The sequence below is a fragment of the Nocardia sp. NPDC023852 genome (assembly GCF_040639505.1).
In the GTDB taxonomy this organism is placed as follows: domain Bacteria; phylum Actinomycetota; class Actinomycetes; order Mycobacteriales; family Mycobacteriaceae; genus Nocardia.
In genome coordinates this window covers 246221-261589 of sequence record NZ_JBFAAB010000002.1, presented here as the reverse complement: position 1 = coordinate 261589, position 15369 = coordinate 246221, and the positions used below count along the sequence as shown (strand labels likewise).

Annotated in this window: 15 protein-coding genes and 1 pseudogene; 10 read left to right on the top strand and 6 right to left on the bottom strand. The window is 68.9% G+C overall.

Translation table 11 applies throughout. The features are described 5' to 3' along the window. The first annotated feature begins 102 nt into the window (after positions 1-102). Positions 103-297, top strand: coding sequence for a hypothetical protein (locus tag AB0H00_RS04895; protein WP_036538000.1), 195 nt, complete (start codon positions 103-105; stop codon positions 295-297). Positions 298-400: 103 nt separating this feature from the next. On the opposite strand, the gene AB0H00_RS04890 is transcribed toward AB0H00_RS04895, so the two are convergent. Next, positions 401-1117: a TetR/AcrR family transcriptional regulator gene (locus AB0H00_RS04890; protein WP_357262358.1), complete on the bottom strand. Its 717-nt coding sequence runs from the start codon at positions 1115-1117 to the stop codon at positions 401-403. A 158-nt stretch (positions 1118-1275) separates the two neighbouring features. Here AB0H00_RS04890 and AB0H00_RS04885 point away from each other — a divergent pair, with 158 nt between their 5' ends. Then, complete coding sequence (locus tag AB0H00_RS04885) at positions 1276-3033, top strand: DEAD/DEAH box helicase (RefSeq protein WP_357260936.1); 1758 nt, start codon at positions 1276-1278, stop codon at positions 3031-3033. Next, on the top strand, positions 3033-3587 hold the full coding sequence (locus AB0H00_RS04880; RefSeq protein WP_357260933.1) for a hypothetical protein: 555 nt from the start codon (positions 3033-3035) through the stop codon (positions 3585-3587). The genes AB0H00_RS04885 and AB0H00_RS04880 overlap by 1 nt, the downstream gene beginning before the upstream one ends. Before the next feature lie 379 nt (positions 3588-3966). Here AB0H00_RS04880 and AB0H00_RS04875 read toward each other — a convergent pair whose 3' ends face one another. After that, positions 3967-4536 (bottom strand): class I SAM-dependent methyltransferase, encoded by a 570-nt coding sequence (locus AB0H00_RS04875; protein WP_357260930.1) that lies wholly within the window; start codon positions 4534-4536, stop codon positions 3967-3969. Positions 4537-4591: 55 nt separating this feature from the next. Between AB0H00_RS04875 and AB0H00_RS04870 the strand changes: the two genes are divergently transcribed. After that, positions 4592-5359: a helix-turn-helix transcriptional regulator gene (locus tag AB0H00_RS04870; protein WP_357260927.1), complete on the top strand. Its 768-nt coding sequence runs from the start codon at positions 4592-4594 to the stop codon at positions 5357-5359. Here AB0H00_RS04870 and AB0H00_RS04865 read toward each other — a convergent pair whose 3' ends face one another. Beyond that, positions 5360-6100 carry an SDR family oxidoreductase gene (locus AB0H00_RS04865; RefSeq protein ID WP_357260924.1) on the bottom strand — a complete coding sequence of 247 codons (741 nt, stop codon included), beginning with the start codon at positions 6098-6100 and terminating at the stop codon, positions 5360-5362. Positions 6101-6206: 106 nt separating this feature from the next. Between AB0H00_RS04865 and AB0H00_RS04860 the strand changes: the two genes are divergently transcribed. Next, on the top strand, positions 6207-6809 hold the full coding sequence (locus AB0H00_RS04860; protein WP_357260921.1) for a TetR/AcrR family transcriptional regulator: 603 nt from the start codon (positions 6207-6209) through the stop codon (positions 6807-6809). Positions 6810-6832: 23 nt separating this feature from the next. Here AB0H00_RS04860 and AB0H00_RS04855 read toward each other — a convergent pair whose 3' ends face one another. Further along, positions 6833-8497: a DEAD/DEAH box helicase gene (locus tag AB0H00_RS04855; RefSeq protein WP_357262356.1), complete on the bottom strand. Its 1665-nt coding sequence runs from the start codon at positions 8495-8497 to the stop codon at positions 6833-6835. Between the two features lie 377 nt (positions 8498-8874). On the opposite strand from AB0H00_RS04855, the gene AB0H00_RS04850 reads away from it, so the two are divergent. Beyond that, positions 8875-9912, top strand: coding sequence for a YihY/virulence factor BrkB family protein (locus AB0H00_RS04850; protein WP_357262353.1), 1038 nt, complete (start codon positions 8875-8877; stop codon positions 9910-9912). Between the two features lie 67 nt (positions 9913-9979). On the opposite strand, the gene AB0H00_RS04845 is transcribed toward AB0H00_RS04850, so the two are convergent. Next, positions 9980-10216 carry a DUF3039 domain-containing protein gene (locus AB0H00_RS04845; protein ID WP_357260918.1) on the bottom strand — a complete coding sequence of 79 codons (237 nt, stop codon included), beginning with the start codon at positions 10214-10216 and terminating at the stop codon, positions 9980-9982. Between the two features lie 146 nt (positions 10217-10362). Between AB0H00_RS04845 and AB0H00_RS04840 the strand changes: the two genes are divergently transcribed. Then, entirely contained in the window at positions 10363-10716 is a 354-nt protein-coding gene (locus AB0H00_RS04840) for a DUF3099 domain-containing protein (protein WP_357262350.1), read from the top strand. A gap of 27 nt (positions 10717-10743) precedes the next feature. Here the strand turns inward: AB0H00_RS04840 and AB0H00_RS04835 are convergent. Beyond that, positions 10744-11470: pseudogene (locus AB0H00_RS04835) on the bottom strand (MFS transporter). 225 nt (positions 11471-11695) lie between these two features. On the opposite strand from AB0H00_RS04835, the gene AB0H00_RS04830 reads away from it, so the two are divergent. The 3 genes from AB0H00_RS04830 to AB0H00_RS04820 all read left to right on the top strand — a co-directional run bounded on the left by AB0H00_RS04830 (position 11696) and on the right by AB0H00_RS04820 (position 15260). Next, positions 11696-12436, top strand: coding sequence for a VOC family protein (locus tag AB0H00_RS04830; RefSeq protein WP_357260915.1), 741 nt, complete (start codon positions 11696-11698; stop codon positions 12434-12436). A gap of 137 nt (positions 12437-12573) precedes the next feature. After that, complete coding sequence (locus tag AB0H00_RS04825; protein WP_357260913.1) at positions 12574-14094, top strand: methyltransferase; 1521 nt, start codon at positions 12574-12576, stop codon at positions 14092-14094. Positions 14095-14291: 197 nt separating this feature from the next. Next, positions 14292-15260 (top strand): sigma-70 family RNA polymerase sigma factor, encoded by a 969-nt coding sequence (locus AB0H00_RS04820; RefSeq protein ID WP_357260910.1) that lies wholly within the window; start codon positions 14292-14294, stop codon positions 15258-15260. Positions 15261-15369: the final 109 nt, after the last annotated feature.

Here is a 15369-nt window from a genome sequence, read left to right as displayed (position 1 = left end):
ATACCCCTGCTGAGAAGTAGCGGTAGCGAGCTCGTGGTGAGTGACCACGGGCCCCACACCAGGCGAACGGTCGTCAGAACCGGAAGCCAGGACGGAGGAGTCATGCCAGGAACCCTGACAAGCACCCCACTGACCGCGGTCGATCGTTGTGACCGTTGCGGGGCGGCTGCCCGAGTGCGTGCCGTACTGCCCGCAGGTGGAGAGTTGCTCTTCTGCCAGCACCACGCGAACGAACACATGGATCGGCTGCGTGAGCTCGACGCCGTGATCGACACAGAGTCCGCTCCCGCCCTCTGATCTACTCCTCGCGTCCTGACACAACAACATCGAACAACAGAACATCGTTTCCGTCGACAGCGGGCGACCAACAGGTCGCCCGCTGTCGGCATGTCCGGCCCGCTCAGTCCGTGGACACCTCCCGAAGGATGCCGTCCAGAAGCCTGGCGAGTCCGTACTCGAACCCGCCGTCGGGGTCGGCCGGCGCCTGGTACAGCTCGCCGACTGCGGCGCCCACTCGCGACGACAGCGGAAACAGACTCGACGGCATGACCTCGGCGAGCAACGGGCCGTGCACCTCCCACCACTGGGCGTCACTGATCCGCCGCGTGTCGCGGGCGGCGGCGATCGCCACCCGGGCATTGCCGGTGGCGAATTCCGACAGTACGGCGATCACTCGGTCCATGCCGATATCCGACAGGCCGATGCCCTCGATCGCGGCGAGCTGCCGTTCGTATCGGCGCATGCGTCCGGGACCGAGCACGAGCCGCCAGGGTGAGACCTCCAGCAACCAGGGATGCGCGATCAGTTCGGCGCGGACGTGGCGGGCGAGGGCTGCCATACGCTCCCGAGGCGAGGGATCCCAGGGAATGGGGGCGTCCTCGTCGGCGACCGCGTCGACCATGAGGACCATGAGGGCGTCCTTGCTAGGCACGTATGTGTACAGGCTCATCGGGCGCAATCCCAGCTCGGCGGCGACCGCGCGAATAGAGACCTTCGCGTAGCCCTCCTGGTCGGCGAGCGCGATCGCGGCGGCGACTACCGCGTCCACACTGACCGTCTGCTTCGGCCCGCGGCCCGCGGGGCGTGGCGGAAGCTCGTGCCGCCATAGCAGACTCATCAGCTGTTCGGCCGTTTCGACGTCGATTTCCTCGCTCAATATGCTCCTCGGAACAAATCCAGTACGCGGTACGTTGTTACGATACTCCGTACGACATACGTTGATTTAAGGGGTTCGTTCTGCGCAGCACACACGCCACTTACCTGCCGGATCGGCACATGTTCGCGCTCTGGACGTGGACAGGACGCGGCACCGGACCCGCACCGAACGGTTACGGCGACCGCGAGACCCTCGCGCTGGCCGTCCCCGTCGGCGAGGGCGGGGCAATCGAGGTCGCGGACGTCGACACCGCGCCCGTGGATCCCGAGACCTTCGCGGACCTGACGATCGAATTCCCGGGTCGGTCGCTCCTGCTCTGGCAGGACGCACTACGCGCCGCTGATACCGACGCCGCTACGGAGAGCACAGGACCGCCCCTGCCGGTAGCCGCCCACGCGGTGCCGGACGCCTGCGGCACCGCGATCGTGTCGGCCGAGCGCGCACTGCGGGTCTTACGCGAGACCGAAGCCGTGACGACGGAACTGCGCTCCGCCCTGAAGGCGCAGCTGCGGCCCTATCAGGCGCGCGGGGTCGGTTGGTTACGCGAGACCACCAACGCGCACGGCGGCGCGGTACTCGCCGACGAGATGGGCCTGGGCAAGACCGTGCAGGCCATCGGCTTCCTACTCGGACGGGCCGAGGCGGGGGCGCAGCTCGTGGTCTGCCCGACCTCACTGGTCGGAAACTGGGTGCACGAGATCGGACGGTTCGCTCCGGGACTGCGGGCGATCGTCTGGCGTGGCGGCGCGATCGCCCCCGACGCGGGGACCGTAGTGGTCGCCGGGTATCCGACCCTGCGGCTGCACGGAGGTTTGCTCGCCGGGCGGCGCTGGGCGACGGCGGTGTTCGACGAGGCGCAGGCGCTGAAGAATCCGCGCACCCAGGTCGCCAAGGCTGCCCGTGCGGTGGACGCCGCCGCAGTGGTCGCGCTGACCGGCACGCCGGTGGAGAACCATCTCGACGAGCTGTGGGCGCTGTTGCACCTGGTGGCGCCCCGGCTGTTCGGACATAGGACGCAGTTTCGGCGACGGTTCGTTCGGCCGATCCAGGAAGGATCGGCGGCCGCGGCGGCACGGTTGCGCGACACCATCGAACCCGTGGTGCTGGCACGCAAAAAGATCCAGGTCGCGGCGGCGCTGCCCGCGAAAATCCACAGTGACCTGCTGTGCGACCTGACCGCCGAGCAGGAGGAACTCTACGATCTGGTGCTCGCACAGGCCATCGATGAGGGATTCGGTTCCGGCATCGAGCGCCATGGCCGCGTGCTCGCGGCGTTGACCTCGCTCAAGCAGGTCTGCAACCATCCCGGGTTGGTGACCGGCGACCTCGGCGAACTGGCCGGTCGGTCCGGAAAGCTCGACCTGTGCACCGACATCTTGACCACCAACCTCGAGACCGCCAGCCCGACACTGGTCTTCACCCAGTATCGGCAGACCGGCGAGCTGCTCGTCCGCCACCTCGCCGAACAGTTCGCAGTGGCGGCGCCGTTCTTCCACGGCGGGCTGAGCCAAGCCGAACGCGGCGAGATCGTGTCCCGGTTCCAGGCCGGGGAAGGTCCAGCGGTGCTGGTGCTGAGCCTGCGCGCGGCGGGCACCGGTCTCACGCTGACCCGCGCCGCCGATGTCATCCACTTCGACCGCTGGTGGAACCCCGCGGTGGAGGCACAGGCCTCCGACCGGGTGCACCGGATCGGCCAGACCCGCACGGTCACCATCACCACACTCACCTCGACCACCACCGTCGAGGAGCACATCGCGGGCATGCACGACCGCAAGGCGGCGCTGACCGATCTCGGCGACGCAGCGGGCATCGCCGCCCTGGCCGGACTCGGCGACGACCAGTTGATCGAAATCCTGCGCCGCAAGAGGGAGAGCTGATGGCGGACAACGAATTCGGCTACACCGCATGGGGCATGGATTGGGTGCGCCTCGCCGAGCCGCTGCGGCAGATCAGACCCGATCCCCTGCTTCCCCGCGCCCGCAGCATCGCACGGAACAACGGCGTGCGGGCCACCGTGGAGGGCCGGGTGGTGCGCGCCACCATCCATCGCGGCGGCCAGGCGTCGGTGGCCCAGCTGGAGATCGCCCCGCTCGCCAGGACGACGATCACCGCCATAGCGCAGATCGTTCCGGATACGACCGTACTGACCGACGACATGCACCGCGCGGTCGTCGCGGCCGGTGTCGCGCTCGCACCGATTCTCGCGGGCACCGACTGCTCGTGCACCGCGCGCACTTCGCGCTGCCTGCACGCGCTCGCCGTGTGCTATGAGATGGCGCGCCGGATCGATGAGAACCCACGGCTCGCGCTGGAGGTCCAGGGCTATTTCGATGCGGCGTCGCACGATTCGGCAGTGCCCGCACCCTCGGCACGTTGGACACCGATCAGCGCGCTCGACCCGGCGGACTTCTTCGATACGGTGCCGAGCTGAGCCACCGCGCGTCGATCGAGGTAGTCGCCAGAGCGACCGGTTCTACCGTTGCGAGCCATTCGGGACACGGTCGAGTGTCCGGACACCGAGCGGCCCACCCGACGCCGTGCCGAGAGTGAGAACATCCCCTCCTGCAATGGGCTGAGCGCCAGCACATCCTCGGCGCATGGACTGGGGCGGGTCCGCGACCAGGCCGGGACCCAGGGAAGCCAGGCCGGGACCCAGGGAAGTCGGGGCTCGGAGTGGGCTGGCCAGGCCCTGCGGAGCCGGACCGGGCCGACCCTGGTCCGGTCCGGTCCGGAGACCCGAGCACCGAGAAGATCCCAACCGGGCCGGACTGGGCCGAGGCCAGGACGGTGGGTCGGTGAGGCGCGGCAACTCAGTCCGGTTTTCTGGCCCGAAAGCGAAAACTGGAGGCCCCGGTGTCGATCTCGACGTCGGTGAAACCGATCCGGCACAACCGGGCGGCGGCGGTCTCCGGCGGAACCGGCAGGCAGGTGTCGCCCAGGTGTATCAGCCGGAACAGGCGCCCGTCGAGCCCGTCGCTACCTGCGAACACCCCGCCAGGTCGCAGCACCCGCAGGGCTTCGGCGAACAGCGCGTCCTGTAGCCCTGCCGTCGGCACATGATGCAGCATGGTGAAGCACACCACGGAGTCGAAGTTCCCTGGCGGCAACGGCATGTCGGTGCCGTCGCCGTCGATCACGGTCATCGAGCCGCCGTACCTGGCGCGCAGCCGTGCAGCCAGTACCGGGTCGATCTCGACGCCGGTGAGTGTCGTGGCCCGGTCCCGCAGCGCGGGCACGTTGGCGCCGTAACCGGGGCCGATCTCGAGGGCCTCGGCCCCGAGATCGAGGCCGGACAGCGCCCACGGCACGATGCGCGTCGCGCTGGTCCGCTCCCACATCGACGAGCGGCACAGCAGCCGGTGGAAAATGTTCATCGCCATGACGCCAACGGTAGGAACGGATCTCGCCGGGCACGACAGGCTACGGTGACAGACTGTGTCGCAGAACGGCCACGCCATGGTTCAGCCCGCCCAACCCGGGGCGACCGCCATGGTATTCGGCGCCGGCGTGCTCCCAGCCGGGCACTGGTTCGAGCTGCACGAACATCCCCAACACCAGATCGCCTGGGCGTCACGGGGAGTCATTGCTGTCGAGGTGCGCGACAACCGCTGGGTGCTGCCGCCGACCAGGGCGCTGTGGATCCCCGGCGGCACCGTGCACCGTACCGGCACCTCCGACGGCGCCGCGATGCGCGGCATCTACCTCGAACCCGATCGGTGCTCGGTGTCCTTCGGCGGGCCGACCATGCTACGCGTGACCCGGCTACTGCAGGAGCTGTTCGACCTGCTCACCGCGCCCGACGCCGTCTCGGCGCGCCGGGCGCGCGCCGAGGCGGTGGTGTTCGATCTGCTGGAACCGGTCGAAGTGATCCCCATCGGCGCGCATCACCCCACCGATCCCCGCGCGCGGCAGGTGGCCGCCGCACTCGCCGCCGATCCCGCCGACACACGGACCCTCGCCGAGTTCGCCGCCGACGTTTCCGCCAGCCCGCGCACGCTGGCCCGGCTGTTCGTGGCGGAGACCGGACTCGGCTTCGGCCAGTGGCGCACCCAGATCCGACTGGCCGCCTCACTGCCGTTGCTCGCGGCCGGGCTGCCGATCGCCAGGATCGCGGGCCGGGTCGGCTACGCGACGCCGAGTGCGTACGTCGCGGCATTTCGACGTGCGGTCGGAGTGTCACCAGGGCGGTACTTCGCCGGATGATCAGGCGTTGGTGCCGCTGTCCACGGTGAAGAACGCGCCGGTGATGCTGCGGCCGGACGAGCCGGCCAGGAAGGCTACCGTGGCCGCGACGTCGTCGGCGGCGCCGAAGCGGCCGAGCGCGGTGAGGTCGCGCTGCAGCGGCGCGTGGTCGCCGTCCTGGGGGTTCATGTCGGTGTCGGTGGACCCGGGCTGCACCAGATTCACGGTGATCCCGCGCGGGCCCAGTTCGCGGGCCAGAGCCTTGGTGAAGCCGTTGAGCGCGGACTTGCTCAGGTTGTAGAGCGCGAGGCCGCCGAAGGGCGCGTGCTCGGACAGATTGGTACCGATGCTGATGATCCGGCCGCCGTCCGTCATGTGTGCGACCGCCGCCTGCGCGCCGACGAACGCTGCGCGGGCGTGCACGTTGAGCGCGTTGTCGATCTCCGCCACGGTGAACTGTTCGAAAGGCTTGGCCGGGAAGATGCCCGCATTGTTCACCAGGATGTCCAGCCCGCCGAGTTCGGAGGCGGCCGTGCGCACCGCGGTGCGCACCGCGGTGGCGTCGGCACTGTCGGCCTGGATGGCGATCGCGCGGCGGCCGAGCGCCTCGACTTCACCTGCCACGGCTTTCGCCTGCCGCTGGGCGTTCTGGTAGGTGAGCGCTACATCCGCGCCCGCCGCGGCGAGGCGGCGGGCGATCGCCGCCCCGATACCGCGGCTTCCGCCGGTCACCAGCGCCACTTTGCCCGTGAGATCCGACATCGGAACTCCTCCATATTCTGTGCCGATCAATACATAAATAGCCAACCGCATCGGCGGCACCGGTGTCAATGGGTATATTTAACGATTGACACAGAAAGGATTCCCCATGGCCGACCGGGGACGACCGCGCGCATTCGATCGCGCGGACGCGTTGCGCCGTGCCATGGAGGTCTTCTGGGAACACGGCTACGAGGGCTCCTCGATGAGCGATCTAACCGCCGCGATGGGCATCAACTCCCCGAGTCTGTACGCCGCGTTCGGGGGCAAGGAGGCACTGTTCCGCGAGGCCGTCGGCCTGTACGGGCGAACCGACGGCGGCTACACCGACCGTGCGCTACGGGACGAGCCGACCGCACGGGCCGGCATCGAGGCGATGCTGCGGAACAACGCCGCCGCCTACACCGAGGAGAACAAGCCGCACGGCTGCATGGTGGTGCTCGCGGGCTCCACCTACACGACCCGCAGCGCAAGCATCCGCGACTTCCTGATCGAAAAGCGCCGCGAGACGACCGAACACATTCACAAGCGCCTCAACCGCGGCGTCGTCGAGGGTGATCTGCCCGCAGAGACGAACACCGCCGCCCTGGCGAGCTTCTACGCCACGGTCCTCTACGGCCTGTCCATCCGGGCCCGCGATGGAGCCTCCCTGGCGGACCTCACCGCTTCCATCGACTGCGCCATGGCCGCCTGGCCCGTCCCGATGACCTGACGCGACGCTCGCGCCGGCGACGTCTACTTCCGACGCAGGGCGGCGATGCGCTCGCCCAGTTGTTCGGCGGTGGCCAGCGCCGTGGGCGGACCACCGCATTCGCGGCGCAATTCGCCGTGGATCACGCCGTGCGGCTTGCCGGTGCGGTGGTGATGCATGGCCACCAGACTGTTGAGTTCGCGGCGCAGTTCGCCCAGCCGGTCGGCGGTGGCGACGCGTTCGGCGGCGCTGGCCACCTGCGGACCGGGGTCCGCGGAGGCCGCGGCCCCGCTGCGGTCGGCGACCTGACGGGCCTGCCGGTCGCGCAGCAGCGCGCGCATCTGCTCGACGTCGAGCAACCCAGGAATACCCAGGTAGTCCGCTTCCTCGTCACTGCCAGCGAAGGTGGCGGTGCCGAACGACGATCCGTCGTAGATCACCTGATCGAGTTCGGCGTCGGCCGCCAGCGCGACGAAGGGTTTCTCGTCCTCGCCCGGCTCGTCCTTCTGCTTGTTGGCGTCGACCAGCAGCTCGTCGTCGAGACCGTTCTTCTCCCGGTGCGGCTTACCGATGACGTGGTCGCGCTGCAACTCCAGTTGAGCGGCCAGATCCAGCAGCACCGGTACCGAAGGCAGGAACACGCTCGCGGTCTCGCCCGACTTGCGGGCGCGAACGAAGCGGCCGATCGCCTGCGCGAAGTACAGCGGGGTGGCGGCGCTGGTCGCGTACACACCGACCGCCAGGCGCGGCACGTCGACGCCCTCCGACACCATGCGCACCGCGACCATCCATGGCTGGGTGTTGGTGCTGAACTCCGCGATCCGGCTCGACGAGGCCGGGTCGTCGGACAACACCAGAGCCGGCTTCTCGCCCGATATATGTTCCAGTAGTTCGGCGTAGTCGCGGGCGCGTTCCTGATCGGTGGCGATCACCAGCCCGCCCGCGTCTGGCATGCCGGAGGCGCGTTTCTGGCGCAGCCGGATGTCGGCTGCGCGCAGCACTGCGGAGATCCAGTCGCCCGCCGGGTCCAGCGCGGTGCGCCAAGCTCGGGCGGTCTGCTCGGCATTCAGTGGTTCGCCGAGACGGGCGGAGTACTCCTCGCCCGCGCTGTCGCGCCAGTGCGCTTCACCGGAGTAGGCGAGGAAAACCACCGGACGCACGACACCGTCGGCAAGTGCCTCGGCGTAGCCGTAGGTGTGGTCGGCACGGGACTTCGGGAAGCCGGATTCGTCGGGTTCGTAGACGACGAACGGGATCTGGCTGTCGTCGCTGCGGAACGGGGTACCGGTCAGCGCAAGGCGCCGGGTGGCATCCCCGAACGCCTCGGCCGTCGCGTCACCCCAGCTCTTCGCATCACCCGCGTGGTGGATCTCGTCCAGAACGACCAGGGTCCTGCGGTTTTCGGTGCGCACCCGATGCCGGAAGGGATGCGCGGCGACCTGCGCATAAGTGACCACGACGCCGTGATAGTCACCCGAGGTGCCACCGGTGGAGTTGGAGAAACGCGAGTCCAGCGCGATCCCGACGCGAGCAGCGGACTGCGCCCACTGGTGCTTGAGGTGCTCGGTCGGCGCGACCACTGTGACCTGGTCCACGGTGCGGTCGGACAGCAATTCCGCGGCGACGCGCAGGGCGAACGTGGTCTTGCCCGCGCCCGGGGTGGCCACTGCGAGGAAGTCCCGCGGTGCGGTGGCCAGATACTTCGTCAGCGCACGTCGCTGCCAGGCGCGTAGCGCGCCACCGACGGCGGTGCTCGCTACTCCCGAATCGCTCGGCGTCTCCGCTTCTCCCGCCACAGCGGCGCCACCCGACCCAGTCACGCAGACGACCCTAGCCGCCCGGCACGGCGTGTCGCCAAACCGACGCGGTGTGCGCGATCGGCATCACACGGCCTGCCAGGATGCTGGGGTGCGCCGGACGCCCACCGACACGTCGCACCGACAAAGCGATGCGAACACGCGAAATGCGCGATGCTGTAAGCACTATGACCGACGACACCGCCCTCACCAGCGATCCGCCGCGCACCGGTGTACCCCCGCGCACCGTCGCGGTGCGCACCCGGACCTGGGCCGACCGGGCGGGCACGATGGCGGCGCACGCGGGCAGGAAGACGGTCACGCTGGTCGTGCGGGTGGCGGCGAAGGCATGGGAGGATTCGATCTTCGCCAAGTCGGCCGCGGCGGCGTTCTGGCAGACGCTCTCCCTGGCGCCGCTGTTGCTCGGGGTGCTCGGCAGCCTCGGGTACGTCGGGGGGTGGTTCGGCCCGGACACGGTGGAGATCGTCGAGTCCAAGATCATCATTTTCAGCCGCGACCTGTTCAGCGCGACAGTGGTGTCGGATCTGATCCAGCCGACGGTGCAGGACGTGCTCGGGCGTGGGCGGGGCGCGGTGGTGTCGGTGGGATTTGTGCTGTCGTTGTGGGCCGGGTCGTCGGCGATGGCCACCTTCGTCGATGCGATCGTCGAGGCGCACGACCAGCAGGACGCGCGGCATCCGGTGTGGCAGCGCATTTTCGCGTTGCTGCTGTATGTGCTGTTCCTGGTGGCGGCGGTGTTCATCCTGCCGCTGGTGGCACTGGGGCCGACCCTGATCGGCCGGGTGCTGCCCTCGCCCTGGCGGGCCACCGGATTACAGCTGCTGGATTTCTTCTACTACCCGGGCGTCGGCCTGCTCCTGATCATCGGACTCACCACCCTGTACAAGCTGGCGCTGCACACATCACTGCCTTGGCACCGGCTCTTCGGCGGGGCGCTGGTGGCAGGGGTGTTCTTCATGACGGCCAGCGAGATGTTGCGACGCTACCTGGCGTGGGTCACCAGAACCGGCGTGACCTATGGCGCGCTGGCGACCCCGATCGCGTTTCTGCTGTTCACATACTTCCTCGGCTTCGCGGTGATCCTCGGCGCCGAGTTCAACGCCGCAGTGCAGGAATTCTGGCCCGCCCGCGCGACACGCATGGAGCAGGTGAAGGAGTGGATCGCCAACCAGGTGCGCGGCGACAGCGGCGCGAACGCCGAAACGCCGACCGAGGATCAATCTCCGCGAGCCCGGACCACGCCGGACCCGAGCCGCACCGCGCCGCCCTCTACCGACGGGGCGACACCGTCCTCGTCCGATCCGTAATTCGTGACAGCGTCACCGTCCCGCGCGCCATCGCCGCGGCTGTCGATGCCGCGTGGGGCAACGGCGCTCAGTCGCCCTTGCGAAGGCTGTCGTAGACCTTCTTGCACTCCGGACACACCGGCGAGCCGGGCTTGGCCGAACGGGTTACCGGAAAGACCTCTCCGCACAGCGCGACCACGTGAGTGCCCATGACGGCGCTCTCGGCGATCCTGTCCTTTTTGACGTAGTGGAAGAACTTCGGGGTGTCGTCGCCCGTCGTCTCGTCGGTTGTCGCGTCCGGGCGAACCATGGTGTCGGTGCTCACGCATTCCATGATGCCGCATCCGGGATCCGAGGCTGACCATGGTGTGTGCGTGGACGGACCGCTAGTGGAAGACTCGGTGTATGCAGCAGAACGGCGATTCCCCCTCCGCCGACGGCCGCGACCGCGAAGAGCACCCCGACGTGACGATGCCGACGCAGCCCCGCCGTTCCTCCGGATACTTCCCGGGAAGTGACGACAAACACCCGGTGCTGATCACCGAGGCCGCGCCGTCGCTGGAGGACCAGCACCGCGCCCGTGTCCGCCGGTACACCATCATCATGGCGTTCCGCATCCCGTGCCTGATCCTGGCCGCGGTCGCCTACAGCACCTTCGGCAACCCCCTGCTGTCCATCCTGATCATCGTCGCCTCCATTCCCCTGCCGTGGATCGCGGTCCTCATAGCCAACGACCGCCCGCCGCGGCGCAAGGACGAGCCCAGCCGCTGGGACCGGCCCCGCACTGCCATCGAGTCCCGCCCGCACAACGCCATCGACGGCTGAGTTCGGCGCGCCGAATCCACGCGCGCGTCAGGACAGTCGTGGATCTCGACGGATGCCGGCCGACATCACCGCGGCGGCGGCACAGAGCGCGCCGGCGAGGCACCAGGCCAGGTTGTCAGTGCCTTGCATGTCACGGATGATGCCCGCGCCGGTGGCCGCGAGGGCTGAGCCGATCTGATGGGAGGCGAAGACCCAGCCGAACGCGACGGGGCCATCGTTGCCGAACAGCTCCCGGCACAGCGTGACCGTCGGCGGCACCGTGGCGACCCAGTCCAGGCCGTAGAAGAGGATGAACACCCACAGGCTGGGCTGTGTGTGCGGACCGAGCAGCGAGGGCAGGATCAGCAGCGACAAGCCGCGCAAGGTGTAGTAGCCGATCAGCAGGTAGCGCGGGTCGACACGGTCGGTCAGCCAGCCCGAGGCGATGGTTCCCGCAACATCGAAGATGCCGATGCCCACCAGCAAGCCCCAAGTCAGGTTCAGATGCCAGGGCTGGGACATGAACACCGTCAGCCCGCTGCCCGCGGCGACCAGCACCAGTGCGCAGGTCACCACCCTGCGGATGCCGAACCGGTCCATCAGCGCCGCCGCGAAAGGCGAGATCAGGCCGACAGCAGGAGATTCAGCGAGACGGCCGCACCGATGGTGCCGTGCGACCAGCCGAACTCCTCGTGCAGCGGGCCCGTGAGCACACTCGGCACCGACCGGAAAGCGGCGGCGCCCAGTAGCGCGACGAACCCGACCCCGCGACCATCCACGCGGGGTGCAGGCGCGGCCGTGGCGCGGCGACGACGGGAACCGGGGCCGGCGGCGTCTGCAGTTCGGTCACCCGCTGAGCGTGCCGGAAGTTCGCCTCCGCAGCGAGTGGCCGGAAGGCCACGAACCACCAAGTTCGTGCCAACGTGGCACGCCGTCGCTCTTCTCGACAACGCGGGGAGGTGTGCCTAGGGTGTGGCGGGGCAACAAGACAGGAGTGAACATGATTCGGTGGATCTGGGCTTTCCTGGACCGCCCGGCACAGCGCTTCGACGACTGCGCGAAGTTCTGGTCCACGGTCACCGACACCCAGCTCTCCCCGCGCCGCGGCGAGAACGACGAGTTCCTCACCCTCTTGCCCGATCCCGCGTTGTTCGCCGCGGCGGGCATCAAGATGCAGGCGGTGACCGGCCTCGGCGGTGTGCACCTCGACCTGGACGTCGACGACATCGCGGCCGCTGCCCGCATCGCGCTCGAGCTGGGCGCCGAACTGGTCGCGAACCACCCGGACTACGCCGTGCTGCGCTCCCCCGGCGGACAGACGTTCTGCTTCACCCCCAGCGGCCGCGTCAAGGGCGGGCCCGCCCCCGCCGTGCATGCGCCCGACGGCACGCTCTCGCGCCTGGACCAGATTTGCCTGGATATCGGCCCCGCCGACTACGACGCCGAGACCCGGTTCTGGAAGTCATTGACAGGGTGGGAATTCCGGCACGGCAGACTGCCGGAGTTCGCCCGGCTGCGCCCCGCACAACAGCTACCGGTGCAACTGCTGTTACAGCGCCTCGGTGCGGACCGCCCGACGAGCGCGCACGTCGACCTGTCCGCCTCCGACATGGACGCCACCGCAGCCTGGCACGAGTCGCTCGGCGCGACCGTGGTGCACCGCCACGAACACTGGATCGTGCTGAGCGATCCGGGCGACACGCCCTACTGCGTTACCGCCCGCGACCCGCACGGCGTCTGAATCCCGCCCACAAATCGTGGACCGGCACGGCGCTGCTCGCGCCTGGAACACACGACACCCAAGTCCTCGGGCAGTACCGGGCGCGACCGGGCGCACGTGTGGTCGGTGCTGGATGGTTGCGGTGGCAGAGTACTGATGTGCCTACGGACCGATCGACCGCCACCGGATCGCTGCTCACTTCGCTCTGCCCAGACCTGCGCGCCGCTCTGACCAGGGTCGGTTACGACGCCGATACCCTGCTCGACGTGCTCGGCGCGGACGCGCATGCGGCGCTGGGCCGCTCGGAGCCGGTTCCGGTGCGCCGCGCGGCACGCCGCGCCGGGGAACTGGGCACCCTCATCCGCCTGCTGCTGCTCGGCGATGCCCTGCCCGAACGGGAGGTTGCCGCCGCGCTGGCGCCGGTGGACATCGGCCGAGCGGTAGCCGCGGGCCTGCTCGTCCGCGACGGCGACGTCCTCCGCGCGGCGCTGGATCTGCGCCCGCTGGACGCGGGCGCAGGGAGCCGGTGGATACTGGCCGACCTCGACGACTCGATGCGCAGGCGCGCACTGACCGAGGACCACGTGCTAGGCGTCGGCCATGCCTCCCTCTCGCTGCTGCGCGCCACGCCGACGCGCCCGGTCGGCACGGTGCTCGACCTCGGCACCGGCTGTGGAGTGCAGGCCGTGCACGCCGCCTCCTATGCCCAGCGGGTCACCGCAACCGATGTCAACGACCGCGCGCTGTGGCTGGCCGAAGCCACCGCCGCCCTCAACGAGCTCGACATCGAGCTGCTCGAAGGCTCCTGGTTCGAACCGGTCCGGGGCAGACGCTTCGACCAAGTGGTGGCCAATCCGCCGTTCGTGGTCGGTCCCCCCCGCATCGAGCACACCTATCGCGATTCCGGCTTAGCCCTCGACGGGGCAAGCGAATTGGTGATCGCGCAGGCCGCCGACCTGCTCGCGCCAGCAGGCACCGCCGCGATGCTGGCGGCATGGGTACACGTCGACGGCGACGACTGGCGCGGGCGCGTCTCGTCCTGGCTGCCCGCGCACGGCGTCGACGCCTGGGTGGTGCAGCGCGACGTCGCGGACCCCGCTCTCTACGTCGGCACCTGGCTGCGCGACGCGGGCCTCGACCCGCGGGACCCGTCCGCGCAGGCCCGCGCCGAGGAATGGTTGGACGCGTTCGCCGCGGCGAACGTCGAGGGCATCGGCTTCGGTTTCGTCTACCTGCGCGCCATCGACGGACCGACCGAACTGCTCGCCGAGGACCTCACGCATGGCTTCGATGACCCACTCGGCGACGAGGCCGTCCGCTATTTCGAGCGCTCCGCCTGGCTGCGCGCCGTCGCCGGTGACGAAAGCCTGGCCTGGTCCGCGCGTTTCGTGGTCAACCCGGCGACTGCGCTGGAGCGCGTCTACCTGCCCGGTCCCGACGGTTGGGCGCCCGAGGTAGTGCGGGTGCACCGCGGCGACGGCCCGCGCTGGCAGCATGAGGTGGACGAAACCACCGTCTCGTTGCTGGCGGGAATGCGCCCGGACGGCCTCCCGTTGTACGAACTGATCGAGCTACTGGCACTCGCCGACGGATCCGACCAGGTGAGCACCGGGTTCGCGGCCGACGCGCTGTCCGTGGTAGCCGGATTGGTACGTCACGGATTGATCAAGCCCGTGTAACCACACGGCTATCGTTTTGCGGAGGTCGGTGCAGGTCCTGCGCAGGGATCGTTCCCCTCAGGGGTGCTTCTCAGGAACTTCTCAGACGAGAGTGACAAAAACCGCAGTTCAGAGCGGTTTATGAAAGCAGTAGCGGGGAACTTTCTCTTTGTCGGATCCGTTGATCGGAGTGAGACACCACCGACAGGAGGCAAGTCATGACAAGCCCCGCCACCACTCGAGTGCGCACCAGCGATTTGGACCTCGACACCCAGAGCCCTGCCGCCGACCTGGTACGCGTGTACCTGAACGGGATCGGCCGCACCGCACTGCTCACGGCTGCCGACGAGGTCGAGCTGGCGAAGCGCATCGAGGCGGGCCTCTACGCGCAGCATCTGTTGGAGACCGGCAAACGGCTGTCGGCCGCCCGCAAACGCGATCTGGCCCTCGTCGTGCGTGAAGGCCAGACCGCCCGCTCGCATCTGCTCGAAGCCAACCTTCGCCTCGTTGTCTCGCTCGCCAAGCGCTACACCGGCCGCGGCATGCCGCTGCTCGACCTCATCCAGGAGGGCAACCTCGGCCTGATCCGCGCCATGGAGAAGTTCGACTACGCCAAGGGCTTCAAGTTCTCCACCTACGCCACCTGGTGGATCCGTCAAGCCATCACCCGCGGAATGGCCGATCAGAGCCGCACCATCCGCCTGCCCGTCCATCTGGTCGAACAGGTGAACAAACTGGCACGGATCAAGCGGGAGCTGCACCAGCAGCTGGGTCGCGAGGCCACCGACCAGGAACTGGCCAGCGAGTCCGGCATCCCGGTCGACAAGATCTCCGATCTGCTCGACCACAGCCGCGACCCGGTGAGCCTGGACATGCCCGTCGGCAACGACGAAGAGGCCCCACTCGGCGATTTCATCGAGGATTCCGAGGCCACCTCAGCCGAAACCGCGGTCATCGCCGGTTTGCTCCACCACGACGTGCGCAGCGTCCTCGCCACTCTGGACGAGCGGGAACAGCAGGTCATCCGGCTGCGATTCGGCTTGGACGACGGCCAGCCGCGCACCCTGGATCAGATCGGTAAGCTGTTCGGCCTCTCCCGCGAACGGGTGCGTCAGATCGAGCGTGAAGTCATGGCGAAGCTGCGCAAGGGCGAGCGGGCCGACCGGCTCCGCGCCTACGCCAGCTGATCAATCCCGCTGTCGGCCACTCCCAGACCTGCCGGAAGTCCGGCTCGGTCACTCGCCCGCAGACGTCACCTTTCCGCGCCGACCGGTCACAGTGCTCTCCCGCGTTTCC